At 63.4% G+C, this 26,464-nt stretch carries 24 protein-coding genes and 1 pseudogene; 11 read left to right on the top strand and 14 right to left on the bottom strand.

The window, feature by feature from the left end:
• The first annotated feature begins 193 nt into the window (after window positions 1-193).
• The 3 genes from AB6802_RS05220 (at window position 194) to AB6802_RS05230 (ending at window position 3,230) form a co-directional block, all read left to right on the top strand.
• Window positions 194-1,549, top strand: coding sequence for an Nramp family divalent metal transporter (locus tag AB6802_RS05220; RefSeq protein ID WP_371008956.1), 1,356 nt, complete (start codon window positions 194-196; stop codon window positions 1,547-1,549).
• A gap of 43 nt (window positions 1,550-1,592) precedes the next feature.
• Window positions 1,593-2,429: a protein-L-isoaspartate O-methyltransferase gene (locus AB6802_RS05225; protein ID WP_371008957.1), complete on the top strand. Its 837-nt coding sequence runs from the start codon at window positions 1,593-1,595 to the stop codon at window positions 2,427-2,429.
• A gap of 150 nt (window positions 2,430-2,579) precedes the next feature.
• Window positions 2,580-3,230, top strand: a complete 651-nt coding sequence (locus tag AB6802_RS05230; protein WP_371008958.1) for a dihydrofolate reductase family protein — start codon at window positions 2,580-2,582, stop codon at window positions 3,228-3,230.
• A 46-nt stretch (window positions 3,231-3,276) separates the two neighbouring features.
• Here the strand turns inward: AB6802_RS05230 and AB6802_RS05235 are convergent, their stop codons facing one another.
• The gene (locus AB6802_RS05235) at window positions 3,277-4,146 is read right to left on the bottom strand and encodes a LysR family transcriptional regulator (protein ID WP_371009317.1); all 870 of its coding nucleotides are present in this window, start codon (window positions 4,144-4,146) and stop codon (window positions 3,277-3,279) included.
• 96 nt (window positions 4,147-4,242) lie between these two features.
• Between AB6802_RS05235 and AB6802_RS05240 the strand changes: the two genes are divergently transcribed.
• Window positions 4,243-4,842, top strand: a complete 600-nt coding sequence (locus tag AB6802_RS05240; RefSeq protein WP_371008959.1) for a LysE family translocator — start codon at window positions 4,243-4,245, stop codon at window positions 4,840-4,842.
• A 175-nt stretch (window positions 4,843-5,017) separates the two neighbouring features.
• On the opposite strand, the gene AB6802_RS05245 is transcribed toward AB6802_RS05240, so the two are convergent.
• Complete coding sequence (locus AB6802_RS05245; protein ID WP_371008960.1) at window positions 5,018-5,812, bottom strand: SDR family NAD(P)-dependent oxidoreductase; 795 nt, start codon at window positions 5,810-5,812, stop codon at window positions 5,018-5,020.
• 198 nt (window positions 5,813-6,010) lie between these two features.
• On the opposite strand from AB6802_RS05245, the gene AB6802_RS05250 reads away from it, so the two are divergent.
• Window positions 6,011-6,475, top strand: a complete 465-nt coding sequence (locus tag AB6802_RS05250; protein WP_371008961.1) for a MarR family winged helix-turn-helix transcriptional regulator — start codon at window positions 6,011-6,013, stop codon at window positions 6,473-6,475.
• Window positions 6,476-6,648: 173 nt separating this feature from the next.
• Here AB6802_RS05250 and AB6802_RS05255 read toward each other — a convergent pair whose 3' ends face one another.
• A complete protein-coding gene (locus AB6802_RS05255; RefSeq protein ID WP_371008962.1) occupies window positions 6,649-7,827 on the bottom strand; it encodes an MFS transporter in 1,179 nt (392 codons plus the stop codon).
• A 196-nt stretch (window positions 7,828-8,023) separates the two neighbouring features.
• Here AB6802_RS05255 and AB6802_RS05260 point away from each other — a divergent pair, with 196 nt between their 5' ends.
• The 5 genes and pseudogenes from AB6802_RS05260 (at window position 8,024) to AB6802_RS05280 (ending at window position 15,629) form a co-directional block, all read left to right on the top strand.
• Entirely contained in the window at window positions 8,024-8,377 is a 354-nt protein-coding gene (locus AB6802_RS05260) for an ArsR/SmtB family transcription factor (protein ID WP_371008963.1), read from the top strand.
• A pseudogene (locus AB6802_RS05265) lies at window positions 8,377-9,133 on the top strand (metallophosphoesterase). The gene AB6802_RS05260 and the pseudogene AB6802_RS05265 overlap by 1 nt, the downstream one beginning before the upstream one ends.
• A gap of 163 nt (window positions 9,134-9,296) precedes the next feature.
• The gene (locus AB6802_RS05270; RefSeq protein ID WP_371008964.1) at window positions 9,297-10,112 is read left to right on the top strand and encodes an SH3 domain-containing protein; all 816 of its coding nucleotides are present in this window, start codon (window positions 9,297-9,299) and stop codon (window positions 10,110-10,112) included.
• A gap of 266 nt (window positions 10,113-10,378) precedes the next feature.
• Window positions 10,379-13,882, top strand: a complete 3,504-nt coding sequence (gene carB, locus AB6802_RS05275; RefSeq protein WP_371008965.1) for a carbamoyl-phosphate synthase large subunit — start codon at window positions 10,379-10,381, stop codon at window positions 13,880-13,882.
• A gap of 127 nt (window positions 13,883-14,009) precedes the next feature.
• On the top strand, window positions 14,010-15,629 hold the full coding sequence (locus tag AB6802_RS05280) for an AAA family ATPase (RefSeq protein WP_371008966.1): 1,620 nt from the start codon (window positions 14,010-14,012) through the stop codon (window positions 15,627-15,629).
• A 68-nt stretch (window positions 15,630-15,697) separates the two neighbouring features.
• Here the strand turns inward: AB6802_RS05280 and AB6802_RS05285 are convergent, their stop codons facing one another.
• From AB6802_RS05285 to AB6802_RS05300, 4 genes are all read right to left on the bottom strand, one after another.
• A complete protein-coding gene (locus AB6802_RS05285; protein WP_371008967.1) occupies window positions 15,698-16,090 on the bottom strand; it encodes a RidA family protein in 393 nt (130 codons plus the stop codon).
• Window positions 16,091-16,331: 241 nt separating this feature from the next.
• Window positions 16,332-16,796 (bottom strand): cupin domain-containing protein, encoded by a 465-nt coding sequence (locus AB6802_RS05290; protein WP_371008968.1) that lies wholly within the window; start codon window positions 16,794-16,796, stop codon window positions 16,332-16,334.
• A 309-nt stretch (window positions 16,797-17,105) separates the two neighbouring features.
• A complete protein-coding gene (locus tag AB6802_RS05295; RefSeq protein WP_371008969.1) occupies window positions 17,106-17,666 on the bottom strand; it encodes a DUF4142 domain-containing protein in 561 nt (186 codons plus the stop codon).
• A gap of 107 nt (window positions 17,667-17,773) precedes the next feature.
• Entirely contained in the window at window positions 17,774-18,526 is a 753-nt protein-coding gene (locus AB6802_RS05300) for a DUF899 family protein (RefSeq protein ID WP_371008970.1), read from the bottom strand.
• Window positions 18,527-18,685: 159 nt separating this feature from the next.
• Here AB6802_RS05300 and AB6802_RS05305 point away from each other — a divergent pair, with 159 nt between their 5' ends.
• Window positions 18,686-19,024, top strand: a complete 339-nt coding sequence (locus tag AB6802_RS05305; RefSeq protein ID WP_371008971.1) for a hypothetical protein — start codon at window positions 18,686-18,688, stop codon at window positions 19,022-19,024.
• Between the two features lie 16 nt (window positions 19,025-19,040).
• Here AB6802_RS05305 and AB6802_RS05310 read toward each other — a convergent pair whose 3' ends face one another.
• The 7 genes from AB6802_RS05310 to AB6802_RS05340 form a co-directional block, all read right to left on the bottom strand.
• Complete coding sequence (locus AB6802_RS05310) at window positions 19,041-19,865, bottom strand: carbohydrate ABC transporter permease (RefSeq protein WP_371008972.1); 825 nt, start codon at window positions 19,863-19,865, stop codon at window positions 19,041-19,043.
• Window position 19,866: 1 nt separating this feature from the next.
• Complete coding sequence (locus tag AB6802_RS05315; protein WP_371009318.1) at window positions 19,867-20,781, bottom strand: carbohydrate ABC transporter permease; 915 nt, start codon at window positions 20,779-20,781, stop codon at window positions 19,867-19,869.
• A gap of 29 nt (window positions 20,782-20,810) precedes the next feature.
• Window positions 20,811-22,073, bottom strand: coding sequence for an ABC transporter substrate-binding protein (locus AB6802_RS05320; protein ID WP_371008973.1), 1,263 nt, complete (start codon window positions 22,071-22,073; stop codon window positions 20,811-20,813).
• A gap of 117 nt (window positions 22,074-22,190) precedes the next feature.
• Window positions 22,191-22,718, bottom strand: a complete 528-nt coding sequence (locus tag AB6802_RS05325) for a phage tail protein (RefSeq protein ID WP_371008974.1) — start codon at window positions 22,716-22,718, stop codon at window positions 22,191-22,193.
• A gap of 250 nt (window positions 22,719-22,968) precedes the next feature.
• A complete protein-coding gene (locus AB6802_RS05330; RefSeq protein WP_371008975.1) occupies window positions 22,969-24,660 on the bottom strand; it encodes a heme peroxidase family protein in 1,692 nt (563 codons plus the stop codon).
• A 214-nt stretch (window positions 24,661-24,874) separates the two neighbouring features.
• Window positions 24,875-25,177, bottom strand: a complete 303-nt coding sequence (locus tag AB6802_RS05335; protein WP_371008976.1) for a GNAT family N-acetyltransferase — start codon at window positions 25,175-25,177, stop codon at window positions 24,875-24,877.
• Window positions 25,178-25,366: 189 nt separating this feature from the next.
• A complete protein-coding gene (locus AB6802_RS05340) occupies window positions 25,367-26,344 on the bottom strand; it encodes a transglycosylase SLT domain-containing protein (RefSeq protein ID WP_371008977.1) in 978 nt (325 codons plus the stop codon).
• Window positions 26,345-26,464 lie beyond the last annotated feature (120 nt).

The following is a 26,464-nucleotide window of genomic DNA, read 5'->3' on the forward strand; positions in this document are numbered from 1 at the left end:
GCACGGGCTCTGATTCTTAAGGCCGTTTATTTGCAATCGGCCGCAGGCGCAACCGGCGTTTCCGGTCGCGCCCTTTTCGGTTCCGTTCAGCTTCGGGCAAAGCACATACAATGAAATATAGCATATTGCATAATGTTGAGCCATGGCATAGCTTAACGGCAACTTCGACCAGTCGCACCGAAAGCCTGTTTTCATGACCGACGCCACAGCTCCGAGTTCGTCCTGGCGGTTTGACAAGCCTGATGAAGAGCAGCCGAGCCTGCGCGAGGTCAATGCGTCCATAGCCGTGCCGACTTCGGGTGTCTGGTTCCGCAGGCTGTTCGCCTTCATGGGCCCGGGTTACATGGTCTCGGTCGGCTACATGGATCCGGGCAACTGGGCGACCGACCTCGCCGGCGGCGCCCAGTTCGGCTACTCGCTGCTGTTCATCATCATGCTGTCCAACCTGATGGCGATCCTGCTGCAGGCGCTGGCTGCCCGCCTCGGCATCGCCACCGGCCGCGACCTCGCCCAGGCCTGCCGCGCCTATTATCCGCGCCCGGTCAATTTGGTGCTGTGGATGGCCTGCGAGCTCGCCATCATCGCCTGCGACCTCGCCGAAGTGATCGGCACCGCGATCGCGCTGCAGCTGCTGTTCGGCATTCCACTGATCGGCGGCGCCATGCTCACCGCGCTCGACGCCTTCCTGGTGCTGCTGTTGATGAACCGGGGCTTTCGCTATCTCGAAGCCTTCGTCGTCGCGCTTTTGATCATCATCTTCGGCTGCTTTGCCATCCAGATCTTCGTCGCCGCCCCACCGGCCGGGACGATCCTGCATTCGATGTTCGTGCCGTCATCGCAGATCGTCACCAACCCGGCGATGCTCTACATCGCCATCGGCATCATTGGCGCCACCGTGATGCCGCACAATCTCTATCTCCACTCATCGATTGTTCAGACCCGCGCCTATGAGCGCACCGATGCGGGAAAACGCGACGCCATCAAATGGGCGACGACGGACTCCACCATCGCCCTGATGCTGGCCTTGTTCGTCAACGCCGCGATCCTGATCGTGTCGGCGGTGGCTTTCCACGGCACCGGACATCAGGACGTCGCCGAGATCGGCCAGGCCTTCGAGCTGTTGTCGCCGCTGCTGGGCTTGAGCATTGCCTCGATCCTGTTTGCCGTGGCGCTGCTTGCCTCCGGCCTGAATTCGACGGTGACCGCCACGCTTGCCGGCCAGATCGTCATGGAAGGTTTCCTGCGCCTGCGCATCCCGCAATGGGCTCGCCGCCTTCTGACCCGCGGCCTTGCCATTGTCCCGGTGGTGGTCGTCACCGCGCTTTATGGCGAAAAGGGCACCGGCCAGCTCCTGGTCTTCAGCCAGGTGGTGCTGTCGATGCAACTGCCCTTCGCCGTCATCCCGCTGGTGCAGTTCGTCTCCGACAAGAAGAAGATGGGCAATCTCGCCATCCCGCGCGGCGTGGCCGCGCTGGCCTGGGTGGTCGCGGCCATCATCCTGGTGCTCAATTTCAAGCTCCTCTACGACACGATGTTCGGGATCGGCTGAACCGGCGCGACAAAACGGCAATCCGCGCTATCTTCTTCTCGCGATGAGCAAGGTCGAAGACGCCCGGAAGTTCTACGCGCGGTTGATGACCATCAACGCCGCTTCGCCGGACCCGCGTCTTGAAGCTGTCTTCGCCAGCGTGCCGCGAGAGGACTTTCTCGGCCCCGGGCCTTGGACCGTCGTCGCCGGCGACAGCAGGATCGAGACGCCGAGTGCCGATCCCAGCCATATCTACCAGAACGTGCTGGTGGCGCTCGATGTCGACAAGGGCATCAACAACGGCGAGCCGATGCTGCATGCCATGTGGCTCGCCAAGGTCGGGCCCAAGCCGGGCGAGGCCGTCACCCATATCGGCGCCGGCACCGGCTACTACAGCGCGCTGCTGGCGAGGCTGGTCGAGCCGGGCGGGCGTGTCACCGCGTTCGAACTGGATGCCGATCTCGCTGCGCGCGCCAGAACGAACCTTGCTCGATACGGCAATGTCGAAGTGATCCACGGCGACGCTGTCGTCAGCCCACTGCCGCCATCCGACATCCTCTATGTCAATGCCGGCGTCGTTGCGCCTCCAGCCCCATGGCTGAAGGCGCTAAAGCCCGGCGGCCGCCTGATCTTCCCTTGGCGTCCGTCCGAAACAGTCGGCATCGCGGTTCTCGTCACCCGCCAGGACGGTGGCTTCGTTTGCCGGCCTTTCATGGGCTCCTGGTTCATCCCGTGCGTCGGCGCCTCGGCCGCCGGCCCCGTGGCAAAAATCCCGACCCGAGCGCGCGCAGCCCGCACGCGCTCGATCTGGCTCAGTGAGAACAAGGCACCGGACCGCACGGCAACCGCCGTGTTCGGCGACGTCTGGTTCTCGTCACGCGCCATCCGCGGCAAGAACTGAAAATTTCAGTCCGATGTCGAAAAGCGGCCGCGTCGTTCGTCGTTACAATGAAGTCCGCGACGGCGCGGATCGACTAGGCCGATTTTAGGAAAGTGTCTGCGGTTTTCCGTCCGGAATTGCGTCAAAACAGATAGTTAAAGGAGAAGAAAGATGCGAAAGATCATCGCCGCCACCTTCGTCAGCCTCGACGGCGTCATGCAGGCGCCCGGCGGTCCGGAAGAAGATCCGGTCGGCGGCTTCAAATTCGGCGGCTGGACCTTCCACTACTTCGACGAGGTCGCGGGCACTAGCATTGAGGAATTGTTGTCCAAACCCTTCGCGCTGCTGCTCGGCCGCAGAACCTACGACATCTTCGCCGCCTATTGGCCGTATCAGAACGATCAGATCGCCGATGTTTTCAACCCCGCAATCAAATATGTGGCGACGCACCGCCCGGATTCGTTGACCTGGGAGAACACCCAGTCGCTCGGACCCGACATCGTCGCAACGCTTAAGGAGTTGAAGCAGGAAGACGGACCCGACCTGCTCATCCAGGGATCGGGCAATCTGATCCAGACTCTGCTCGCCAACGGGCTGATCGACGAGATCCGACTGATGATCTTCCCGCTGTTGCTGGGCAAGGGCAAACGGCTGTTCGGCGATGGCGCGCTTCCAGCCGCCTTCAAGCTCACCAAGTCGCAGACATCCACCACCGGCGTCATCATGGCGACCTACGAGCGCGCCGGCGAAATCCAGGTCGGCTCCTTAGCCATCCAGGAGCCATCCGAAGCCGAGCTCGAGCGGCGCCGGAACTGGAAGTGAGTGGTTATTTCTCCCCGTCACTATACGGGGAGAAGGGGCGTACCCCTTAAGCCGCCTCGCGCCGCCGTGTCAGGCCCTCGCGGATATACGCCGCGAAGGCCTGCGCGGCGGCTTCGACAGCATGTTTCGGCAAATGCAGATTGACCGAAAAATTCGGCAGCGGCGGCAGTCCGGCATCGACAGCCAGGATGTCGAGATCGGCGGGTACCGTCGACGCCAGCCACGTCGTCACCGCAAGATCGGAACGCACCGTCGCGGTCGTGGCGTCGATATTACCGTTCTCGAATACGGTGCGCCAGTCGAGCCCATGCTCGCCGAGCGCGCTGAGCACCGCCGGGCGGAAGGCGCAGGTGTCAGCGACGATCGACACCGGCAAGGGGCGTTTCAGCCGCGCCGAGCCACCCCTGGCGCCGACCCACACCAGCCGGTCGACAAGCAGGCATTCACCGGCGGTCGAACCGACGCGCTCTTCGATGACGGCAAGGTCGATCGTGCCGGCCGCCAGGGCCGCGGTAAGCTCCGGCGAAGAGGCGCAGACCAGCGAGATCTCCACCTGCGGATAGGCCTCGGCATAGGTCTTCAGAACCGGTGCAAGCAGCGTGCCGACCAGATCGTAAGGGACGCCGATCCTGACCCGGCCCGCGACCGTCCTGCCCCTGATCTCGTCCAGAATTTCGTCGTTGAGCATCAACAGGCGCTTGCCCTTGTCGAGCAACCGCTCGCCGGCCAGCGTCAGCTTCAAGCCGCGGCGGTCGCGCTCGAACAACACATGCCCGAGCATCTCCTCCAGCCGTTTGATCTGCTGGCTGACGGCGCCTTGCGTCAAATGAAGCGCATTGGCGGCCGCCGTCATGCTGGCCTTGTCGGCCGTCGTGACGAAGGTGCGGATCAGGGTGGTGTCGAGATCACGGATCATAGCCGGCATTATATTCTCTAATGCAAACCATATCAAACATTGCATTTACTGATGTTGGGCCAAGCCTACGATGCAGGGCCCCGACAAAGGACGCCCATGCTCCAGCCTATCCTGCCGCTTATCCTGTTTGCCTTCGTGGCGACCGCCACGCCCGGCATCGCCACGACACTTTCAACCGCGTCGGGCGCGCAGTTCGGCTTTCGCCGGTCCGTGCCGCTGATGGCCGGCAGCGCTGCCGGCCTTGCCACGGTCACCGGCGCCGCGGCGGCGGGTCTGGCTGGCCTGCTGCTTGCCGTGCCGTCGCTGCAGCTTGCCATGAAGATTGCCGGCTCGCTCTATCTGCTGTGGCTGGCGGTGAAAATCGGGCGCGCCGGGCCGCCCAATCTCGATGTATCGATGGCCAAGCCGAACAGCTTCTTCGGCGGCGCCGGCATCCAGTGGATGAACCCGAAGGGCTGGGCAATGGGACTGGGCGCGGCGGCCTCATTCGCCGCACTTGCCGACGGGCCAGGGCAGCTCGCACTGCTGCTCGGCTCGACCTTCGGCCTCACCGCGGCCTTCTCGCTGTCACTATGGTGCATGGCCGGCATGGTGCTGGCACGGCTGCTCAAGACCGAATGGCAGTGGCGCGCGCTCAACATCGTGCTGGCCCTGGTGCTTGCGGTCTCGATCATTCCGATGTGGCGATCAGTTTAGCGCTGGTTCCTCGCCCCACGAAGGTGGGGAGAGGTGGCTCGGCGAAGCCGAGACGGAGAGGGGATCGGCGCGACGATGGCCAAGTATTTTGAAAGGGTTCGCCCTACGAAGGCCCCCTCTCCGTCCGCTTCGCGGCCACCTCTCCCCCGCTTTGCGGGGGCGAGGAACATTGGCGCTAAGCCACGTAGCGCGCCGCCGGCTTGCCGCCGATCAGGCTGACATAGAAATTGTCCCGGGCGCCAAGATAGGCATCGAGCTTGGCCGGATCGGCAAGCCCCGGCGCTGTGATCGTCTCACCCTGGGCAAGGCCGGCAAGCGAGGCGTCGACGAGATCGTCCACGCTCATCACCCAATCCTGGTTGAGCTGATCGATATCAGCGCCCGAAAGCTCCCAGAACTCGGTGCGGATCGGACCGGGCAACACCACCTGAGCCCTTACCTTGGTGCCGGCGACTTCCTTCTGCACCGCTTCGGTGAAGTTGACGACATAGGCCTTGGTGCCGCTGTAGATGCCACCGACCGCGATACCATAGGCGGCGACCGAAGCGATGTTGACGATGGCGCCGCGGTTGCGCGCGAGCAGTCCCGGCAACACGGCGCGGGTCAGCCGGGTCAATGCAATGACATTGACCTTGATCATGCGCTCGACGGCGTCGGCATCGGCGTTGGCGATCACCATCTGCCCGCCGAGGCCGGCATTGTTGACCAGCAGCGTCACGCTCTCGTCGACCGCGATCGTCTGCTCGACACGGCGCACATCTGCGTCGTCGGACAGATCGGCGGCAATCACCTTCACCTTGCGGTCATAGGCGTAAGTGAGTTTGTCGGCCAGTTCCTGCAGCCGGTCGGCGCGGCGCGCCACCAGCACCAGGTCGTAACCCTGCCCCGCCAGCCGGTCGGCATAGACGGCGCCGATGCCTGACGATGCGCCGGTGATGACGGCCGTGCCCTTATTGTCCTTCGTGCTCATAGTCCTGTTCCTTTTGTCTTGTTTGGTCCCTACCCGGCCCGATGGAGCCGGTTGGATGCCCGAGCTTCGGTTCGAATTCCAATTAGTGGCATATGCCACCTTCGCCGAAATAGGTATATGCCACTATCTTGTCAACGGCGACGGCGAAAACTATTTCTGGGGCAGGCCGGCACAGCCTTCCGCCGGCAAGGAGTTCCTATGGACCAGGCTCAGTTTCCAGGATTTAGCCGCTGCAACAACGCCACGCTACGCCGCGCCGCGCGCAGGCTCGGCCGCTTTTACGACGACGCGTTGGCGCCTACGGGCTTGAAGGGCACGCAGTTCGGGCTGCTCTTTCAGATCCGCGTCAGCGACGAGCCGACGATGGGAACCATCGCCGAGGCACTGATCATGGATCTGTCCGCGCTCGGTCACACGCTGAAGCCGCTGATCCGCGACGGTTATGTCGAGACTTTCGCCGACAAGGACGACAGGCGCATCAAGCGTGTGCGGCTGACGCCGCGGGGCGAGATCAAGCTCGACGAGGCGATCAAGCTGTGGGACGTTGCCCAGCAGCGCTTCGAGAACATGATGGGTAAAGAACAAGCTGCGGCGCTGCGCGCAACACTGGACCAGATCGCCGCGCTTAATCTGGAAATGCCAACGGCCGCTCCTTCGATCTGAAGAAGCGGCCGCCCGTCGGTTTCGTTGTCAAGGCGTGCCGAGATTTCAGGTCAGGCCGCGCCGAAAGTGGCGGATTCCGAGAACCGGAGCGGAGCGTACTTAAAGTACGTGAGCACCGGAAGCGCAGGAAGCTGCCATTTGCAGGCCGGCCTCACCTGAAATCTCGGCACGCCTTATTCGGCTGGCATGGCGACCGGCCGCGCCAAAGCCCGGCCAGCAAGCACGACGCCCAGGCCAATCACCGGGAACACGGCAGCCACCAGGCCGAGATCGGCCGGGACGCCGAAGCGCAGCACCGCAGCACCCACCACGGCGCCCAGCGCGACGCCGAGATAAAGCGCCGAGGCGTTGAGCGACAGCACGATGGGCGCGGCGTCAGGCGCTATCTTGATGATGCGGCTGGCCTGCGCTGGCGGGAAAGCCCAGCCGACGATGCCCCACGGCACCATCATGGCCATCAGCGCAGGCCCGGCGACCGCATGCGGCAGGAAGGTCGGGATCAGCGAGAAGGTAACCAGCATGGCGGCGGAGAGTCCCAGCGACCAGCAGACGGTGCGGGTGGCGCCGAAGCGATCGGCCGCCTGGCCGCCGGCGATGTTGCCGATGACGGCGCCGACGCCGAAGGCGAGCAGCATGCCGGGCAGCGCGATCGGGCTCAAGCCGCCGCCTTCGATGGCCAAGGGCGCGATGAAGCTGAACACCGTGAACGCGCCGACAAGAGCGAGCGCGGTCGTCGCAAGGATCGGCATGACGCCGGGGCGTACGGCTGCGGCCAGCCTCGCACGCAACCGTAGCTTGGTGCCGATGATGCCGCGCGGCAGCCGCCACCACAGGATCGCGCCGGAGAGCGCGCCGAGACCGGCAATGGCGTAGAAAGTGCCGCGCCAGCCGGCAAACGCCGCAACCAGCGCGCCGAGCGGCGCGCCGACGGCGACCGCCACCGTTGTGCCGCCGACCACGACGGCGATGGCCCGTGCCCGGTGATGGTCATCGACCAGCGCCACCGCCGTGCCTTGCGCGGTGGCTGCAAACAGGCCGGACGACAGCGCCATGACGATGCGCGCGATCAGCAGCAATTCGAAGGACGAGCTCAGCGCCGCCACGATGTTGCCGATGACGAAGAACACCAGCGTCCACAGGATGACGCGGCGCCGGTCCCATTCGCCGGTCAGCGTCGCCAGGATCGGCGTGCCGATGGCATAGGCCAGCGCGAAGGCGGTGATCAGCGAACCGGCGAGCGGCACGGAGATGCCGGCGTCGGTTGCGATATCGGGAAGAAGGCTGGAGATGACGAAGCCTTCGGTCGAGATCGCGAACGACCCGAGCGCAAGCCAGAAGATCCGCTTGTCCATGAGCTATGTGTCCTTAGTTCAAAAGTTATTGAACAATTGGACATAACAAGGCATGATGTCAATTGAGCCAGGGCAAAATAGCTGAACCCTGCTGACAGCCCTGTGTCAGGACAGGCCCGGAAACCGCCAGGGCATGTGTACCGGCTAACGGAGGAGATGCGTTGAAGTTGGTTGCGTTTGTGCTTAATTCTGGGTCATGACCTTGCCTCATCCAACCACTGACCAGATCAGCCTGCCGATCGTGCTTGCCGTGCTCGGCGATCCGACCAGGCTTGCCATCGTGCGCTATCTCGCCAGCAAGGAAGGCGTGCCGATGAACTGCAGCAAATTCCTCGACCTCGCCTCCAAGACCAATCTCAGCTACCACTTGGCCAAGCTGCGCGAAGCGGGCGTCACCCGCGCCGAAGCGGTCGGCACCAGCCGGCTGATCACGCTGCGCCGCGACGACCTCGACAACCGCTTTCCCGGCCTGCTCGACAGCGTGATCGCGGCTGCCGATGGCGATCCCGCATTGCCCATTGTCGGCACCGTCCCTGAAATCGACGCTTGATGCGCATAGCCGTCCTCGCCGACATCCATGGCAATGTGCGCGCCCTGGATGCCGTTCTCGATGATCTCGAGCGGCGCGGTGGCGCCGATATCACCGTCGACCTCGGCGATTGCGTCTCCGGACCGCTGTGGCCGCGCGAGACGATGGGACGCTTGCAGGCGCTCAACCTGCCGACGGTGCGCGGCAACCACGACCGCCGCGTGGCGCAGGATCCGGCCGATGAAACCATGTGGCCGTCCGACCGCTACGCCCAGGAGCAACTGACCGCCCAACAGCGCGAGACACTTCTCAGCTTGCCGCTGACGCTGGAGATCGTGCCCGGTGTCATCGCCTTCCACGCCCGGCCCGACCATGACGAAAAATACCTTGCCGACGCCATCGTCGATGGCCGGTTGGTGCGCGCGCCGTTGGCCGCGATCAGGCGGCGGCTGAAGTCGCTCGATGCGGCCTGCCGCGTGGTGCTGTGCGGCCACAGCCACCGCAGCGAGCTGATCGCGATCCCCGGCGGCCCGATCATCTTCAATCCGGGCAGCGTCGGCTGTCCCGCTTATGACGATGACACACCGCCGGCGCATGTTTCCGAGCAGGGCTCGCCGCATGCGCGCTATGGCATCGTCGAACTCGAGGAAGACGGTCGCCCCAGCCGCTTCGAAAGCATCGCCGTGACCTATGATCACGAAGCCGCCGCCAGACAGGCCGAAGCGGTCGGAATGGGCGCAGGCGCTGCGTACCGGATTCATGAAAGATCAGGACTGAACGAAGCTCATGTCGAAGCTCGGACGAAAAATGGATACGCCGCTAGACGGGAATTTTTGCGGATGACATGGCGCCGTCTCGTCCCCTATAAAGCCGCCTCGGCGGCCGGTCGTCCCATGGACATGGCCTGCTACAACGAAAATCTGTCGCCCACGGCCAGGTGATGAGGCGCGAACTGACGCTCCCAAAGACGCTGCTGATTGCCGCTCCGCTGCTTCTCGCGGCGCTGCCGGCTGTGGCCGAGGAAGCGCCGGCGCCAGCCAATGCCTCGGAGCCGATCATTTCGATCGTCAGCGGCCTGGCGCCCGACGACCTGCTCAACATCCGCGCCACCGCCTCGGCGCTCGGCAAGACCGAGGCACGCCTGCCGAGCGGCACGAGTTTGAAGAATTACGGCTGCAACACTGTCAACGGCTATGCCTGGTGCAAGGTCGAGGACCTCAAGAACCCGAACCTCGTCGGCTGGGTGCCAGCGCGCTACCTGACTCCCACCAACCCGGCACCGGTGCCTGAAGACACCGCCGCGCCAGCGGCTGCAACGGCCACGTCTCAACCGCTTCCCGACGAGCCACAGCGTGATATAGCAGCGCGCCTGGGCAACGGCGAGGCGGCCGCGCAGCCATCCGCTGCCGAGATCGGCAGGACCGCCATGCAAGACGCTTACGGTCTCGCTTTCGCGGCCGCGGCAAACGGCGAGTCCGACTCCCCTGCCTCGGACGCAGGCATCCCCTGCGCTCGCCATGTCGGCCAGCCGATGACCCGTTGCGAGGTAAGTGTCGCGCACACAGGCGGCGACAGCACCGTGACCGTGACCTGGCCGGACGGCGGCAGCCGCGTCATCGCCTTCCATGACGGCAAGCCAAGCGGCTCTGACTCGCCGGACGAGTTCCGCTTCACCCGCGAAGGCAGCCTCAACATGATCCGCGTCGGCGTGTCGGAGCGGTTTGAGATTACAGACACGCTCGCGCTGGGGGATTAGGAGCTAGTCAGTAGTCGATAGTCAGTAGTCAGCAGGGAAGACCGGCCCTACTCCCCTACTCCCCTACTCCCCTACTCCCCTACTCCCCTACTCCCCTACTCCCCTACTCCCCTACTCCCCTACTCCCCTCATTTTCGGGGTTACATCCCGCAAAACTCTTCCCTATAAGGCCCTCCTAGCCTGATACCAGAATCGCAAGCACAACCGGCCGGGTCTTCCCGTCCCGGTTTTTCGTGTGAAGCCGCTCGCCGAACGGATTTTCGAACATGCCAAGACGCACCGACATCAAGTCGATCCTGATCATCGGGGCCGGCCCCATCGTCATCGGCCAGGCCTGCGAATTCGACTATTCCGGCACCCAGGCCTGCAAGGCGCTGAAGGAGGAAGGTTTCCGCGTCATCCTGGTCAATTCCAATCCGGCCACGATCATGACCGACCCGGAGCTGGCCGACGCCACCTATATCGAGCCGATCACGCCCGAAGTCGTCGCCAAGATCATCGCCAAGGAGCGGCCGGACGCGCTGTTGCCGACCATGGGCGGCCAGACGGCGCTGAACACCGCTTTGTCGCTGCGCCGCATGGGCGTGCTCGACCGCTACAATGTCGAGATGATCGGCGCCGACGCGCATGCCATCGACAAGGCCGAGGACCGCGCGCTTTTCCGCGAGGCGATGAGCAAGATCGGGCTCGAAACGCCGAAGTCGATGCTGGCCAACGCCACCGACGTCAAGAACGCCGACCGCAAGACACATGAGGCCGAGCGCGCCGCCGTCAAAGCCGAAGCCCCTGCCGATCTCGATGCCGCGCTCGACGCGCTGGAAACCCGCTGGAACCTCGGCGAAGGTGACCGCAAGCAGCGCTACATCTCCCATGGCATGGCGATCGCCGCCCAGGCGCTCGACCATGTCGGCCTGCCGGCCATCATCCGCCCGTCCTTCACCATGGGCGGCACCGGCGGCGGCATCGCCTACAACCGCGCCGAATTCTACGACATCGTCCAATCCGGCCTCGACGCCTCGCCCACCACCGAAGTGCTGATCGAGGAGAGCGTGCTCGGCTGGAAGGAGTATGAGATGGAGGTCGTCCGCGACAAGGCGGACAATTGCATCATCATCTGCTCGATCGAGAACCTCGATCCGATGGGCGTGCACACCGGCGACAGCATCACCGTGGCGCCGGCGCTGACCTTGACCGACAAGGAATACCAGATGATGCGCAACGCCTCGATCGCGGTGCTGCGCGAGATCGGCGTCGAGACCGGCGGCTCCAACGTGCAGTTCGCCGTCAACCCCGCCGACGGTCGCCTGGTCGTCATCGAGATGAACCCGCGCGTCTCGCGCTCGTCGGCACTGGCCTCGAAGGCGACCGGCTTCCCGATCGCCAAGGTCGCCGCCAAGCTCGCCGTCGGCTACACGCTGGACGAGCTGGAAAACGACATCACCGGTGGCGCCACACCGGCCTCCTTCGAGCCGACCATCGATTACGTCGTCACCAAGATCCCGCGCTTTGCCTTCGAGAAATTCCCCGGCGCCGAGCCGGTGCTGACCACCGCCATGAAGTCGGTCGGCGAAGTCATGGCCATCGGCCGCACTTTTCAGGAATCGCTGCAGAAGGCTTTACGCGGACTGGAAACCGGCCTGACCGGCCTCGACGAGATCGAGATTCCCGGCCTCGGCTACGGTGCCGCGACCGCCAACCACGCCGACGACCGCAACGCCATCCGCGCCGCGCTGGGCACGCCGACGCCGGACCGGCTGCGCATGGTGGCGCAGGCGATCCGCATGGGCACGTCGCTCGAGGACGTGCACGCCATGTGCAAGATCGACCCGTGGTTCCTCGAGCAGATCGCCGGCATCGTCGCCATGGAAGCGCGCATCCGCGAGCATGGCCTGCCGCAGGATGCCGAAAACCTGCGCATGCTGAAGGCGATGGGCTTTTCCGACGCCCGCCTCGGCTCGCTGACCAGGACCGATGCCGACGCCGTCCAGAAGGCGCGCCAGAAGCTCGACGTGCATCCGGTCTACAAGCGCATCGACACCTGTGCCGCCGAATTCGCCTCGCCGACCGCCTATATGTATTCGACCTATGAGGTGCCCTTCGTCGGCCAACTCGCCAACGAAGCGCGCGTTTCGTCGCGCAAGAAGGTGGTCATCCTCGGCGGCGGCCCGAACCGCATCGGCCAGGGCATCGAGTTCGACTATTGCTGCTGCCACGCCGCCTTCGCGCTGCGCGACGCCGGCTATGAAGCGATCATGATCAACTGCAATCCGGAGACGGTGTCGACCGACTACGACACCTCCGACCGGCTCTATTTCGATCCGCTGACGGCGGAGGACGTGCTGGAGATCCTGCGCGCCGAGCAGGCGTCCGGCGAGCTGGTCGGCGTCATCGTCCAGTTCGGCGGCCAGACGCCGCTGAAGCTCGCCGACGCGCTGGAGAAGGCCGGCATCCCGATCCTCGGCACCTCGCCCGACATGATCGATCTGGCGGAGGACCGTGACCGCTTCCAGAAGCTGCTGCACAAGCTCAATCTCAGCCAGCCGAAGAACGGCATTGCCTATTCGGTCGAGCAGGCGCGCCTGGTTGCCGGCGAGCTCGGCTTCCCGCTGGTGGTGCGGCCGTCCTATGTGCTCGGCGGCCGCGCCATGCAGATCATCCATGACGAGGGCATGCTGCAGAGCTACCTGCTCGACACCGTGCCCGGCCTGGTGCCGGAGGACATCAAGCAGAAATACCCCAACGACAAGACCGGCCAGATCAACACGCTGCTCGGCAAGAACCCGCTGCTGTTCGACACCTATCTGTCAGGCGCCATCGAGGTCGATGTCGATTGCCTGTGCGACGGCAAGGCGACCTTTGTCTCCGGCATTCTGGAACACATCGAAGAGGCCGGCATCCATTCAGGCGACAGTGCTTGCTCGCTCCCCGTCCACTCGCTGCCGTCGGACCTCGTCGACGAGTTGGAGCGCCAGACCGCGGCGCTGGCCCGCGCGCTCAATGTCGGCGGCCTGATGAACGTGCAATACGCGATCAAAGACGGCACGGTCTATGTGCTGGAGGTCAACCCGCGCGCATCGCGCACTGTGCCCTTCGTCGCCAAGACCATCGGCCGTCCGATCGCCAAGATCGCGGCCCGCATCATGGCCGGCGAGACGCTGGAGGACGCCTTTTCGCACTATGGCGCCATGCCTGACGCGAGAAATCCCGGCCACATCGCGGTCAAGGAAGCTGTCTTCCCCTTCGCCCGCTTCCCCGGCGTCGACATATTGCTCGGGCCGGAAATGCGCTCGACCGGCGAAGTCATGGGCCTCGACCGCGATTTTGCGCTGGCCTTCGCCAAGAGCCAGTTAGGGGCCGGCGTCGACCTGCCGCGCTCCGGCACGCTGTTCGTCTCGGTCCGCGACGAGGACAAGAAAGGCATCTTGCCGGCCGTAAAACGCCTCGCAGGCCAAGGTTTCAAGGTGCTCGCCACCTCCGGCACCGCCCGCTTCCTCGCCGAAAACGGCGTCGACGCGCAAAAGATCAACAAAGTGCTGGAAGGCCGCCCCCACATCGAAGACGCCATCCGCAACCGCCAGGTCCAGATCGTCTTCAACACGACGGATGGCCAGAAGGCGGTGTCGGACTCGAAGTCACTGCGGCGGGCGACGCTGATGCAGAAGGTGCCGTATTACACGACGCTGTCTGGGGCTGCGGCCGTGGCGGAGGCGATCGCGGCGCTGAAGGCAGGGAGCCTGGAGGTCAGGCCGCTGCAGGAGTATTTTGCCTAATATATGCCTTGCGCACAGCTATCGGTTAGTGGACTCGATCATCGCATGCCTCTCAAACGACCTTCTCATCGGGTCAAGATGATTGAATCTCTTGGACTGAAATTCGCATATTACTTCACGCATCAAGATGGTGAAAATTGTGACTTTCAAGTTTTCGATCCCTACGCCTTCGGGCGAAATGGACTTTGAGGTCGAAGAGGGCACTTCCCTTCTGTTTGTGGGTGCGAACGGAGGTGGCAAAACCAAACTGGCTGTACGGATTGAGGACGTGCTCGGCGCCAATGCCCACCGCATTTCGGCTCATCGCGCACTTAATCTTAATCCGGGCATCGCCAAAGTAAGTGAGCGCATCGCAATTCTCGCCTTGAGGACGGGCTACCCTCGCGAAGACGCAACTCTCAACCATCGTATCGGCCAGCGTTGGGGAAGTGCTCCCGCAACTCAAATGCTGAATGACTACGACTTTGTTTTGCAGGCACTCTTCGCGGAACAAGCGAATACGTCCCTTGAGACCCACAAAAACTCAAGGGATGGGAATGGAGTAGTTGCTCGTTCTACTAAGTTTGAACAGTTAATTGAAATTTGGGACCGGATTCTACCCCACCGGAAATTGAACATTACAGCCGACGATATCCGCGTGTCGGTAACGGGTGCCATCGACACCTATCCTGCCGCAGAAATGAGTGACGGGGAACGAGCTATCTTTTACCTAATCGGCCAGACACTTTTGGCCGCATCTAACAATTTAATCATTTTCGACGAGCCCGAACTTCACATTCATCGTTCCATCATGTCTCGCTTATGGGACGAACTCGAAGCTGCCCGTCCCGACTGCGCAATGGTCTTCATCACTCACGATCTAGAATTCGTCGCCTCCCGTGAAGGGCAAAAGTTAGTCCTGCGCGAGTATACGCCAGCCGCAGGCTGGACAGTCGAGAGCGTTCCCGAAGATACCGGTTTCAGCGAGGAACTGACCACCCTTATTTTAGGAAGCCGAAAGCCCATCCTATTTGTCGAAGGTGGGGTTGGGAGCCTGGATAAGGCAATATTTAGAGCTTGCTACCCCCAATGGACAGTGATTCCGAGGGGTTCCTGCGAAGAAGTCATCCATTCAGTTGTGACGATGCGTGCAAACGCAAGTTTTACCCGCGTTACATGTTCCGGGATCGTCGATGCCGACGCCTACGACGAAAGCGAGAGGCAGTTCTTAGCTAACAAAGGTATCGAGATACTGCCCGTATCAGAGATCGAGAATATCTTTCTCCTGCCAAGTGTAGCTGAAGCTATCGCTCGCTTTGAGGGTTTCTCAGGTGAGGCACTACATGAAAAATTACTTAATGCGTACAGAGAACTTTTCGACCAAGCAGCTGACCCCAAGCACCAAGAACCTGTAATAGCTCGCTACTGCAAGCGAAGAATTGACCGCATCCTCAAAAAGATAGATCTAAGCGGCGAGAGCGATGTGGCCGCCATTGCCCAGGCCTATGCCGATCAAACAAGCTCTCTCGACGTGACCTCAGTCGCCGGGATGGCACAGACCAGCATTGCAGAGGGTCTTGCTGCCCACGATCCCGCTGCGGTGTTGCGATGGTTCGACAACAAAGGAATCATGGCGATCGCCTGCAAGATCAAGGGAACAACCAAAGCCCAATTCGAACAATGGATTGTTAGAGCCCTCTATAACAACACCGCACCAGACGTTTCAGCAGCAATAAAAGAAATATTGCCTAACATTCAGGCCGCGTGAGCACTAGACGATAAATACCATCTTGAAGCCTGTCGGTGCTCAGCCACAACACGCGTGCTGCTTTGCTCTCAAGCCACCGCCACGCACTCAATCTCGATATCAAACTCCATCGGCCAAGAGGCCACCGGCACAAAACTCCGCGCCGGCGGGTTCACGCTGAAATACTTCGCATAAACCCGGTTAATCGCGTTGTAGAAGCCGGAATTGACGGCGTAGATGCGCACCATCACCACGTTCTCCAGCGAGGTGCCGGCCGCTTCCAGACAATGTTTCAGCGCCTTCAGCGACGCCTCGGTCTGCGTTTCGATGTCGCCGCGCACCATCTCGCCGGTCACCATGTCGACCGGCGGCGTCGCCGAGATGAAGACGAAGCCGTTGGCCCGCACCGCCGTCGAGCACGGCAGGCCGAGCGCGCGCACTTTCGCCGACATCACGGATACTTCGATGACTTCCTTGTCCATGGTGGTCCTCCCTTTGTTTGCGGAGGTTGGCGCCACAGCCCCTCACCCAGCCTCCGCTTCGCTCGGCTGACCTCTCCCCGGCGGGGAGAGGAGACTACGAGCGCCAGCGCTTCCCTCTTCTCCCCCTCGGGGAGAAGGTGGCCGCGAAGCGGACGGATGAGGGGGCCTTGGCGCCTACCTATCGCTGCCGCGAGCTTATCCTTCCGCCGGTGGAACGCCAGCGCCGACGCATGGTCCAGCCTCACCCCTGCCCTGGATAAGGCGTCCCATCCTTGTGCAAAAACCGTCCATCCGAATTCGGGCTCATCATGTCGATGTCGGAGCACGTAATGACGTCGTCCGGATCGCGCGAGCCGACCTCCAGGTAGCGCGCCGTAACCGTCGACCGGTTGATCATGTGATGGCCGTTGCCGCTGTTCTTGGCGAAGGCAGCACTATCGCCGGCCTTGAGCAGCGTCTCGCCGCCATCCTCGACCAGCGTCAGTTCGCCTTCCAGCACATAGACAAGCTCGTCCTCATGGCTGTGCCAGTGACGCTGGCTCGACCAGCCGCCGGGCGGCAGCGTCATCAGGTTGACGCCGAAGTCGCTGAGCCCGCCGGCATCGCCGAGGCGCTGCCGGGTGCGGGTGGCGCAGGGTTGGTCGAAGGGTGCGGGATAAGGCGAGGCCCTGCGGATGGGGACTGTGGATAGGTCGATTTTGGGCATGGGGGCCTCGCGGGTTGATGCGAGGAATTTAACGCAGACTGGCTCAAGACGAAGGGGCCAACGGGGCGGTTCGGCATTTGCCAAGGCTGGAGGGAAATGCGCAACGCCGCGTTCCTTCGCCCCCCTCTCTGTCCTGCCGGACATCTCCCCCTCAAGGGGGGAGATTGGATGTCGCCCCGGCTTTCGCCAATCTCCAACGTTGCAGGAAAGGCGAGGCGCCGGAGCTGCTGATCTCCCCCCTTGAGGGGGAGATGTCCGGCAGGAGGGGGGCCGTAGAGCGCCGTCATTAGCCGATTAGCCGCCCGCCCCTCACTGATGCGCGACCGCCAGGTCCTTCACGTGCTTCTCGTGCATCTTCAGCACCGGCAGCGTCTTCTTGGCGAATTCCTTCATCGCCGGGTCGTCGCCCGATTGCGCATAGGTGCTGAACAGGGCGACGGCGTCCCTGTGCGCATCGGTCTGCATCTTGATGTATTTGGCGTCGAAATCCTTGCCGCTGGCGCCCTTCAGCTCATCGAGCATCTGCTGCTCCTTCGGCTGCAGGCCCGGCGCTGCAGGCTTGATCGACGCCGTGGTCTGGCCCTGGCTCAGCGCCGCCTTGAAATCCTCACCGGCCTTGGTGTGATCCTTGATCATCCGGGCGGCGAAAGCCTTGACGTCGGCGGATGCTGACTTCTGCTCGGCCAGTTTGCTCGATTGGATCTCCAACGCGTTGGCGTTGGGCACCGTCATGACGAACGTCTGGGTATCGACCTTGCTGTCGGTCACCATCGGCCCGACCGCGTCTGTATTTGTGTCGTCCGATTGGGCGAGCGCAGCCGGCGCGCCGGCAAAGAGCGCGACGGCGACCAGGGGGAGCAGCGTTTTCATCTGAAATCTCCATCCGAAACAGCCCCTCTGCCATTTCCAACGCGCCATCGGCCCCTGGGTTGCCTGAGGCGGCTTGAAAGCGCGCGGGCTGAACGCCTGCCGCGCCGTCAGTGGCAGCACGCCGCCGCCTGCCCGGCATATTGCAGCTGCTCCTGCCAGTCCGGCCTTCCCTCGGGCGTGAAATCCATCAGGTTCCACAGGATTTCGCAGGTGCCGATGGCGCGGGGATCTTGCCCCGGCTCCGACGGCGCGAAGTCGAGTTCCGACGACCAGAAATGGCGGATGCCGTCGGCGTCGCGGTGGAACACCGACAGCAGCGGGATCTGCGCGCCGTCCGCCGTTTCGGAATTGTAGTCGCGCTTGAAGCTGTTGCCGGCCGACGACACCAGCCGCATGTTGCGCCAGCCGCGGTCGCGGGCAAGCGCGGTGAGATTGTCGAGACCGGTCTTGGCCACCACGGCGAAGTTGAAGCCGGCGCCTTCGAGATGACCCACCGCGCCGTCGAACTGGTCGAGCAGCGCCGTGCAGGAGGGACATGGCTGGTCCTGCCGGGCAAGCTTCGCCGTCTCGCCGCCTGCCGCCACATCGCGCGTTTCCTGCGGATGACGCGGAAACATCATGTGGTAGACGATCAGCGAGTCTTTTCCTGGCGCGAACAGGTCGGCCAATTTCACTTTCGCCGCCTTGCCCCCGGCATCCAGCGCATCGAAGACGTAGTGCTGCGGCACCAACCCGCCCGGCGGCAAGGCGCGCCTGGCCACGGCCACGGCTTCCATGGCGCGGCGCAGCTCGATTTCCTTCTGCAAAAGTTTCTCCCGCGCGGTGCGGTACTTGGCGGATTCGTTGGGAAAGGTGATCATGATCTTCTCCTTGGCCGTCGCGCCGGCGTCCCGGCGCGCGTTGCTCTACAGTCCAAGGACGTGCCGCCGGGGCTGGTTCCGACATTTTTCATTCCCGGAACCGGCATTGCTTTGCCGCATTCCTTCTCGTTGGCTAAAACCATGGGAACGGGGAGAGAAATGACCGACGGCGACGAGATCGACCTGCGCTGCCCGCAAGCGGTGGCCGACAATGCCGCCAAGGGCCTGCGGCTGCGTGCAGAATTCGGCCGCGGCGGCACCGAGATCGGCGTCGCGCGGGCGACCGAGCTGAAGCACCGCAAAAGCCTGGCGCCCTCGACCATCCGGCGCATGGTCAGCTATTTCGCCCGCCACGAGGTCGACAAAAAGGGTAAGAATTACGGCAATGAGGACAATCCCTCGGCCGGCTACATCGCCTGGCTTTTATGGGGCGGCGACGAGGGCCGCGCCTGGGCGCTCGACATGAAGAAGAAGGTCGGCAACGCGCCGGACATCTGAAACGATCCAGCGATCGTCAGCCCTTCACCCCGCCGGCGGTGAGACCCGAAACGATGCGGCGCTGAAAGACCAGCACCAGCACCACCAGCGGCACGGTGACGATCACCGAGGCGGCCATGATGTTGCCCCAGGGGATTTCGAACTGCGAGTTGCCGGAGAGCAGCGCAATCGCCACCGGCACAGTGCGCTGCGTATTGGTGGAGGTGAAGGTAAGCGCGAACAGGAACTCGTTCCAGGCGCTGATGAAGGCGAGCAGCCCGGTGGTGGCCAGCGCCGGCCACATCAACGGCAAGAAGATTCGCGTCAGGATGGTCCATGGCCCGGCGCCATCGATGATCGCCGCTTCCTCGATCTCGACCGGCAGGTCGCGCACGAAGGTGGTGAGCACCCAGACGGTGAACGGCAGGGTGAAGATCATGTAGGACAGGATGAGCGCCAAGAGCGAATTGTAGAGGTGCAGCGCCCGGATGATCTCGAACAGGCCGGCCAGAGCGGCCACCTGCGGAAACATCGAGACCGACAGGATGGCGAGCATCAGCAGCGAGCGACCGCGGAAACGGATGCGCGCCAGCGCATAGGCCGAGGTTACGCCGAGCAGCAGCGAAATCGCCACCACCGCGCCGGAGACGATCAGCGAATTCATGAGATTGCGCAGGAAGGGCCCTTCGGTCAGCACGTTGCGGTAATTGGCGAGGCTAAACGATCGCGGCCACAGGCCGGCTTCGAACAGCTCGGTTCCTGATTTCAGGCTGGTGACGATGGCATAGTAAAACGGAAACACCGCGACCAAGACGATCGCCAGAAGCAGCAGGTAGAAGCCGGCGCGCTTCACCAGTTTCATGTCAGCGACCTCCATCCAGGCTCAGCCGGCCGATCCGGATATAGGCGATCGTAAGCAGGCCGACGATCAGGAAAAGCAGCGTCGAGGCGGCCGAGCCATAGGCGAACTTGTCGAACTCGAACAGGTTCTCGCGCGCGAAGATCGACATCGACTTGGTCTCGACATTGTTGGGCGTCAGCACATAGATCAGGTCGAAGATGCGCAGCGCGTCGAGCGCGCGAAAGATCACCGCCACCATCACCGCCGGTCGGATCAGCGGCAGGGTCACCCAGCGGAACACCTGCCATGGGCTCGCGCCATCGAGCCTTGCGACCTCGACGATCTCGCGCGGCAGCATCTGCAGCGCCGCCAGGATCAGCAGCGCCATGAACGGCGTCGTCTTCCAGATGTCGACGATGAGCACGGCGATCATCGCCGTGTCGGCGCTGGCGGTCCAGGCGATCTTGGCATCGATCAGGCCGAGGTTGAGCAGCACGACATTGATGATGCCGAACTGGTCGTTGAGCATCCATTGCCACATCTTGGCCGAGACGATCGTCGGGATCGCCCAGGGAATGAGGATCGCCGCCCTGACGATGCCGCGTCCCGGGAATTCGGCGTTGAGCGCCAGCGCGACGATCATGCCCAGCACCGTCTCGCAGGCCACCGACGCCACGGCGAAGCGCATCGTGTTCCACACCGCGCGCCACCAGGCGGGATCGGCGAGCAGCCCGTCATAGAGCAGCCGGCCGCTCGGCAGGCGCAGCACCGAGAAGTAGTTGTCGAAGCCGACCCATTGCCGGGCATCGAGATCGGCCAGCGAGGCGTCGGTGAAACTGTAATAGACGGTGCGCAACAGCGGCCAGCCGGCGACGGCGGCGAGCACCAGAAGCATCGGCGCGACAAACAGCCATGCGGTGCGCACGCGCTGGCGCATCAAGGCCGATCGCCTTGCCGGCGTCGCGGTCACCAGCCCTTGCCTTTCAGCCTGGTCAGCCTCGCTTCGAGATCGGCGAGATTGTCTGCAGCGTCGCCCTCGCCGGACAAGGTATTGTGCACCGCGGTCCAGAACTCGCTCGATGCCTCGTTGTACTTGATCCTGGCGGTCGCCGAGGGCCGCGGCTGAGCATCGAGAAAGATCGGCTTCCAGCGCGGCACGATCGGCTGCTGCCTGGCGATGTCGGCGTCGTCATAGAGCGCCGCGATGGTCGGCAGGTTGGACGTCTTCAGCGTGCGGTACTTCTGCATTTCGGGCGAGGCGATGAACTTGACCAGGTCGATCGCCGCGTCTCGATGTTTGGAATATTTCGAGACGGCGAGGTTCCAGCCGCCGAGCGTCGCGACCGGCCGCCCACCTTCGCCCGCCGACAGCGGCGCCACGTCGAACTTGCCCTTGATCGGCGAATTCTCGCTGTTGCCGAGCGCGTAGGCATAGGGCCAGTTGCGCATGAAGACGGCATTGCCGGTCTGCCAGACGCCGCGCACCTCCTCTTCCTGATAGGCGAGCACGCCTGGCGGCGCGATGGTGCCGATCCACCCTTTCACCATGTCGAGCGCGGCCGCCGCTTTGGGGTTGTTGATGGAGATGGTTCCGTCCGGTTCGACGATTCCGCCACCGCCGTTCGACATCACCCATTCGAGCGCGTTGCAGGTAAGCCCTTCATAAGCATTGCCCTGGAAGACATAGCCCCAGATGCCCTTGTTGCCGGCGGCCCGCTCCTTATCCATGACGAGCCTGGCGGTGTCTTGCAGCTCCTTCCAGGTGGCCGGTACCTTGGCGCCGTATTTGTCGAGCAGGTCCTTGCGATAGTAGAGCGCCGGCGCGTCGGTGAAGATCGGCAGGGCAACCAGCCTGCCGTTGACGGTCTGCGACTTGATGATCGATGGAAAATGCGCGCCGACGACGTCTTTCGTCGCCTCCGTCAGGTCGACGAGCTGGCTGGCCAGCTGCGGCGCCCAGATGACGTCGGTCTGGTAGACGTCGATGTCGCTGCTGCCGGCGGCAAGCCACAGCCGGTATTGCCCGAACTGGTCGGTGGTCGAAGGCGGGATGACGACGATGTCGACCTTGTTGCCGCTCTTTTTCTCGAAGCGGTCGAGGATCTCGCGCAGCACCTTGATGCCATTGCCGGTGTCGCCCGACACGATCGAGAGCTCGACCGCATGGACCGGAGCAACCATAAGCAGGATGGTGGTCATGAATGCCAGAAATGCGGGAAAGAACTTCACGGGGCGGCCGATCTCGCTTCAAGGCCGGCGAGACGGATGTCCGCGCGTCGTCAGCTCGTCAGCACCCCCGCCCTGCGTTGAATGCGGAGCGCCGCATTCGGTTCCGTGGCGTGACGATCAGGCCGGTGGATCGGCGAAGCTTGGCTCGGTCGGCTCGACCACATCGGTGTCGCGCTCCCAGCCTTCGTTCTCCAGCTTCATGGTCTGGATAGCCACGGCGTTGGCGTTGGCATCGAGCTCGGGCAGCATCTGGACTTCGGACGGCCAGCAGCGAAAGATCCTGTAGACGAGCGCCACCTGGCCGGCCTCGTTGAGGAATTCGAGGATGATGTCCTTGCGAAAGTCCTTCAACGACACTTCCGCGCCAAGGCCGTTCTGCAGGTCCCACACCTTGTTCGCCCAGCGCTCGAATTCGAGGTCATGGGTCACGCCGCGTTCGATGGTGATCGGCTCGAAGCGGGTGATGCCTGGCGATTTGCGCGTGTTGCCGGGAGAGCCGCCGTCGCGGTGTTCAATGACTTCGGTGGTGCGCTTCAGTCCGCTGACCTTCGAGATACCGGCAACGTATTTGCCGTCCCATTTCAGCCGGAACCGGTAGGTCTTGTAGGGATCGAAGCGCTGTGTATTGACGGTGAACGGAGCCAAGGCGGACATCTCCTCCATGGGCTTTGCACGAAAGCGGGCGGGCTCCGAAACCCACCGCCCCGGAGCCCGCCTGGGAGTGGCTGACGCATGCCGGCACAGCCCCCTCCGACGCCTTGCCCGCGTCGATCCGCCGATCGGCCGCCCGGCACGACGACGAATTAGCATGCCCTAACGTCAGCCTATGTGAAGGAATTCACAATGCCTGTGCGGATTCCGGGAAGTTTCGGGATCCGCACAGGCGCCGAAAACATCAGTCGCCGATCGGATTGAGCGCCTTGTCGGGATTGGCCGGATCGGCCGCCTTGGCGACGAACTTCAACAGGTCGGTCATCAGGAAAGTGCCGGGCGTTGCCGCCGGCAGGTCGGGTTTCCAGCCCGGCTTCGACAGGAAGGAGGTTTCGTCCCCCTGCACCAGGCCGACAAAGACTTCGCCGACGATGCGCGCGCCGACCGGTCCGAGCCGCTCGGCACCGCCCTTTATCTGCGCTTCCTTGAGGACGTAGTACCAGAGCGGCGTGTTCTTGTGGAAGCCGAGCGACTTCGCCACCGCGCCGTCGGGTCCGCTGGCGATCTCGTCCTCGGTCAGCGGCGTGAAGGCGATCTGCTTGCGCATCTCCTTGGCCACCGCCTGTCCGGACGGCAGGCCGATGCGCACGCCGCGTTTCAGGTTGCGGAAGGCGAGGCTTGGCGGCGCGCCCGGTCCGCCTGATCCAGGCAGATTGTGCAGCGCCGGCGTCAGCAGCGGATCGAGCCGGCGCGAGAAGTTGAACTCGAACTGCGCCTTGTTCGCCGGCGGCGGCAATTCGAAGAAGCGGCGCCAGTCGATCACCCAGTCGCTGGGCAAGGTGCCGTTGCCGGGCACGCTGCTGGAGAGCGAGCCCGAAAGATTGGTGAAGCGGAACAGCAAGCCGAGCGTTCCTTCGGCAAGGTGTGGAGAAGGCGTGCGGAAAATACGGTTGTGGCTGTATTTTTCGCGCACCATCGAGTGTCCGAGACGATAGGCGGCCGCCGAGAATTCCCACGGCATGAATGGCTTGGTCTGGAAGCGGTAGAATTTGCGGCCTTCGTGCAGAACCTGGGCCACGAAACCGGGACCGGTCAGTCGCTCCACCCAATCGTGCAGCACCATCCATTGGTAGTGCCAGCGCACCGTGCGCGCGGCTTCCTCGAACAGCGTGTCGTCGGGCACGCCGTTGGCCTTCAGATGGTCGATCACCGCATTGTGGAATTTCAGGAACGTCAGATGCAGCTGCGCGACGATCAGGTTCTCGTCGTTGCGATGGTCGCCGATCAGCGCGACGCCTTGCATGTTGCGCGGCAGGTCGTTGGGCAATTCCGGCACCTGTTGTCCTGGACGGTCGCTGTTTTCGCTGGAGGCCTGCGCGGTGCCGATCAGAAGTTTCGGCGTATCCACGACAGCGCCGCCGGGCCCTGGCCCGCGCGCGAACAGGAAGCGATGCGGCCCGGGGCCGGCGCCGTAGACGCAATCGAGGTCGAGGCTCGGCGAGCGGAAATTCTTCACCATTTCCGGATCGGCGAGCGCGCTGCTCAGCGGCGTCATGTCGAGCGTGATGTCGTGGTCGACGAACTGGCCGAGATAGGTGAATCCCGACGGGATCTTGGTGTTGTCCAGCGGGTCGGGATTGGGCTGGTCGACGACAGCCGTCTCCTTCATCGCGTTCGCCAGCGTCTGCAGGTCGGCGTCGCTGGCGCTGAAGGCGGGAAGTCCCTTGAACATAAAATCGAAGAAGCCTGACCCTTGCTTGCCGCCAGGCGTGACCTTGGCCGCCGCCAATCCCTTGGCCTTGGCCAGGCCTTTGGGTGCTGCCGGCGCGGCTTGTGCCTTATCGGCCTGGGCTTCCTTTACAATCGCGGCTTCGGCAAAAACCTGCCGGCTAACGAAGCCATGTCCAATTCTCTGCCTAAGATTCGGGCCTGCCATAGTGTCGTCCCTCCGTGATGAAATCGCTTTTGAAGAAAATATTGATGGGTAGGAAAAAATAGTAATGGGTAGGCACTGCATGACGACTTTATATTATCGCTTACTTATGATCGATCGATGTGAAGCACATCACAGAACCTGTCGCTGCGCTCTCCACTGACAATAAAGTTTGCGGCGACAGCAATGCTGACAATGTCTTGAAAAAGCCGGAGATCTAACCTTCCCAGGCGACCCGGATCATGCCGAGCCGTTCGTAGAGCCTGACGGCCGCGGCGTGCTCCACCCTATGGGTCTTGAGGTCGACATGCGCGGCGCCGCGGTCGCGAAAGGCGGCAAAGACCCGCCCCACCAGCGCCTCGCCGATGCCGTGGCGCGCGCTTCGGGATGGACGACAAGGTCCTTGACGAAAGCCGAGGCCCAGCACAAAGCCGCTGCCGCCAACCGATCCCTGGCATCGATGACGAGGAAACACAACGCCGGGTCGAATTCGGCGTCGCCCGAGACGGCTGGCCACCACGCGTCGAACGGTGCTTCAGCGCCTTTGCTATAGGCTAGGTCGAGCAGCGCATGCAGGGCGATCGCATCGGCCGGTTCGAAGCGGCGCATGGCAAAGCCAGCCGGCCAGCGCGGCGTTATCAGGCTATCGTCGAGGATCTTGCGCGGCCGGATATCGTTGGGTCCCTCAGGGCCCGTCCGAACATCGGCTTCAGGCGTCGGGTGGCAGGCGGTGCCGCTTGCGGTCGACGCCGAGGCCGGTCGCCTCGAGCAGGCCCTTGCGCTTGGCGTCGTAGTAATAGCCGGTCTGGTAGAGCATGTCGGCGCGCTTGGCGTTGCCACCGGAGACGAGCCAGGCGCCGCGCAGATACTTCACCGCGTATTTGAGATTGGTCTCGGCGTCGAACAGACCGGTCGCCGGCCCGGCATAGCCCATGCCGCGCGCGGTCGCGTGCTTGATCTGCATCAGCCCCCAATGGCCATGATTGAAGGCTTTCGGGTTGAAGGTGCTTTCACGGTTGACGACATGGCGGACCAGTTCGACCGGCACTTCATAGATCGCCGAATATTTCTCGATCAGCCGCTCGATCTCGGCGCGCGGGCCGGAGGCGTGCTGTTCCGTCTGGCCGGGTGGCGCAAGCAGCGCCGGATTGTCCGGCAAAACATAAGCGACCTGTTGGACGCCAGGCATCGGCGCGATCTTGGCCGTCTGGCCAGTGACCGGCATGGCGACGCCGGCGGTGGTGTAGACCGCTGCCTGTTTGAGCGCGCCGGGGCCGGTCGGCGAGGCGCCGGCCATCAGCACCGGCGGCGGCGGAAACTTGCCCGCGACAGGCGTCGCGCCGGCAAAGGCCGCGGGCTGCGCCAATATCATTGCGGACTGCGGCGCGCCGGGCTGTACAGGCGGCGGCAAAAGCGCGCTTTGCGTCGCGGGCGCACCTGGGGTCGTCGCCAAGGCCACGGCATCGCCGGCCAAGGCCGCTGTCTGCACCTGCGCCAGGCCGGACGGTTCCGGCAGCACCGCTACGGTTTCCGGCAAAGCGAGGGTCGGCGTATCGTCCGCGACAACAGGCGTCGACGCCGCCGCAAGCGTGGGCGCGGCCTTCATTTGCGAGGTCGTGTTGCAGCCGCTGAGACCGGCTGCTGCAACGAGCACGCCCACCGCGGTGATGATGATCTTAACTGGCAAGCCGTGCGGGTCCGGTTTGTCGGGTTGTTAAGGAGTCCTTACACCAGCGATTCACACCCGGCAATCGGGGCCGGTCGGCGGTTTTCGGGTGGCAAGAACAGGGCCGAGATGCCATATTGT

This window comes from Mesorhizobium sp. RCC_202, assembly GCF_041355295.1.
Taxonomy (GTDB): domain Bacteria; phylum Pseudomonadota; class Alphaproteobacteria; order Rhizobiales; family Rhizobiaceae; genus Mesorhizobium.

Excerpts from the sequence above, each read along its gene's own strand:
- AB6802_RS05220 (WP_371008956.1), top strand. The coding sequence starts at position 194 with ATGACCGACGCCACAGCTCCGAGTTCGTCCTGGCGGTTTGACAAGCCT.
- AB6802_RS05225 (WP_371008957.1), top strand. The coding sequence starts at position 1,593 with ATGAGCAAGGTCGAAGACGCCCGGAAGTTCTACGCGCGGTTGATGACC.
- AB6802_RS05230 (WP_371008958.1), top strand. The coding sequence starts at position 2,580 with ATGCGAAAGATCATCGCCGCCACCTTCGTCAGCCTCGACGGCGTCATG.
- AB6802_RS05235 (WP_371009317.1), bottom strand. The coding sequence starts at position 4,146 with ATGATCCGTGATCTCGACACCACCCTGATCCGCACCTTCGTCACGACG.
- AB6802_RS05240 (WP_371008959.1), top strand. The coding sequence starts at position 4,243 with ATGCTCCAGCCTATCCTGCCGCTTATCCTGTTTGCCTTCGTGGCGACC.
- AB6802_RS05245 (WP_371008960.1), bottom strand. The coding sequence starts at position 5,812 with ATGAGCACGAAGGACAATAAGGGCACGGCCGTCATCACCGGCGCATCG.
- AB6802_RS05250 (WP_371008961.1), top strand. The coding sequence starts at position 6,011 with ATGGACCAGGCTCAGTTTCCAGGATTTAGCCGCTGCAACAACGCCACG.
- AB6802_RS05255 (WP_371008962.1), bottom strand. The coding sequence starts at position 7,827 with ATGGACAAGCGGATCTTCTGGCTTGCGCTCGGGTCGTTCGCGATCTCG.
- AB6802_RS05260 (WP_371008963.1), top strand. The coding sequence starts at position 8,024 with ATGACCTTGCCTCATCCAACCACTGACCAGATCAGCCTGCCGATCGTG.
- AB6802_RS05270 (WP_371008964.1), top strand. The coding sequence starts at position 9,297 with ATGAGGCGCGAACTGACGCTCCCAAAGACGCTGCTGATTGCCGCTCCG.
- carB (WP_371008965.1), top strand. The coding sequence starts at position 10,379 with ATGCCAAGACGCACCGACATCAAGTCGATCCTGATCATCGGGGCCGGC.
- AB6802_RS05280 (WP_371008966.1), top strand. The coding sequence starts at position 14,010 with ATGGTGAAAATTGTGACTTTCAAGTTTTCGATCCCTACGCCTTCGGGC.
- AB6802_RS05285 (WP_371008967.1), bottom strand. The coding sequence starts at position 16,090 with ATGGACAAGGAAGTCATCGAAGTATCCGTGATGTCGGCGAAAGTGCGC.
- AB6802_RS05290 (WP_371008968.1), bottom strand. The coding sequence starts at position 16,796 with ATGCCCAAAATCGACCTATCCACAGTCCCCATCCGCAGGGCCTCGCCT.
- AB6802_RS05295 (WP_371008969.1), bottom strand. The coding sequence starts at position 17,666 with ATGAAAACGCTGCTCCCCCTGGTCGCCGTCGCGCTCTTTGCCGGCGCG.
- AB6802_RS05300 (WP_371008970.1), bottom strand. The coding sequence starts at position 18,526 with ATGATCACCTTTCCCAACGAATCCGCCAAGTACCGCACCGCGCGGGAG.
- AB6802_RS05305 (WP_371008971.1), top strand. The coding sequence starts at position 18,686 with ATGACCGACGGCGACGAGATCGACCTGCGCTGCCCGCAAGCGGTGGCC.
- AB6802_RS05310 (WP_371008972.1), bottom strand. The coding sequence starts at position 19,865 with ATGAAACTGGTGAAGCGCGCCGGCTTCTACCTGCTGCTTCTGGCGATC.
- AB6802_RS05315 (WP_371009318.1), bottom strand. The coding sequence starts at position 20,781 with ATGCGCCAGCGCGTGCGCACCGCATGGCTGTTTGTCGCGCCGATGCTT.
- AB6802_RS05330 (WP_371008975.1), bottom strand. The coding sequence starts at position 24,660 with ATGGCAGGCCCGAATCTTAGGCAGAGAATTGGACATGGCTTCGTTAGC.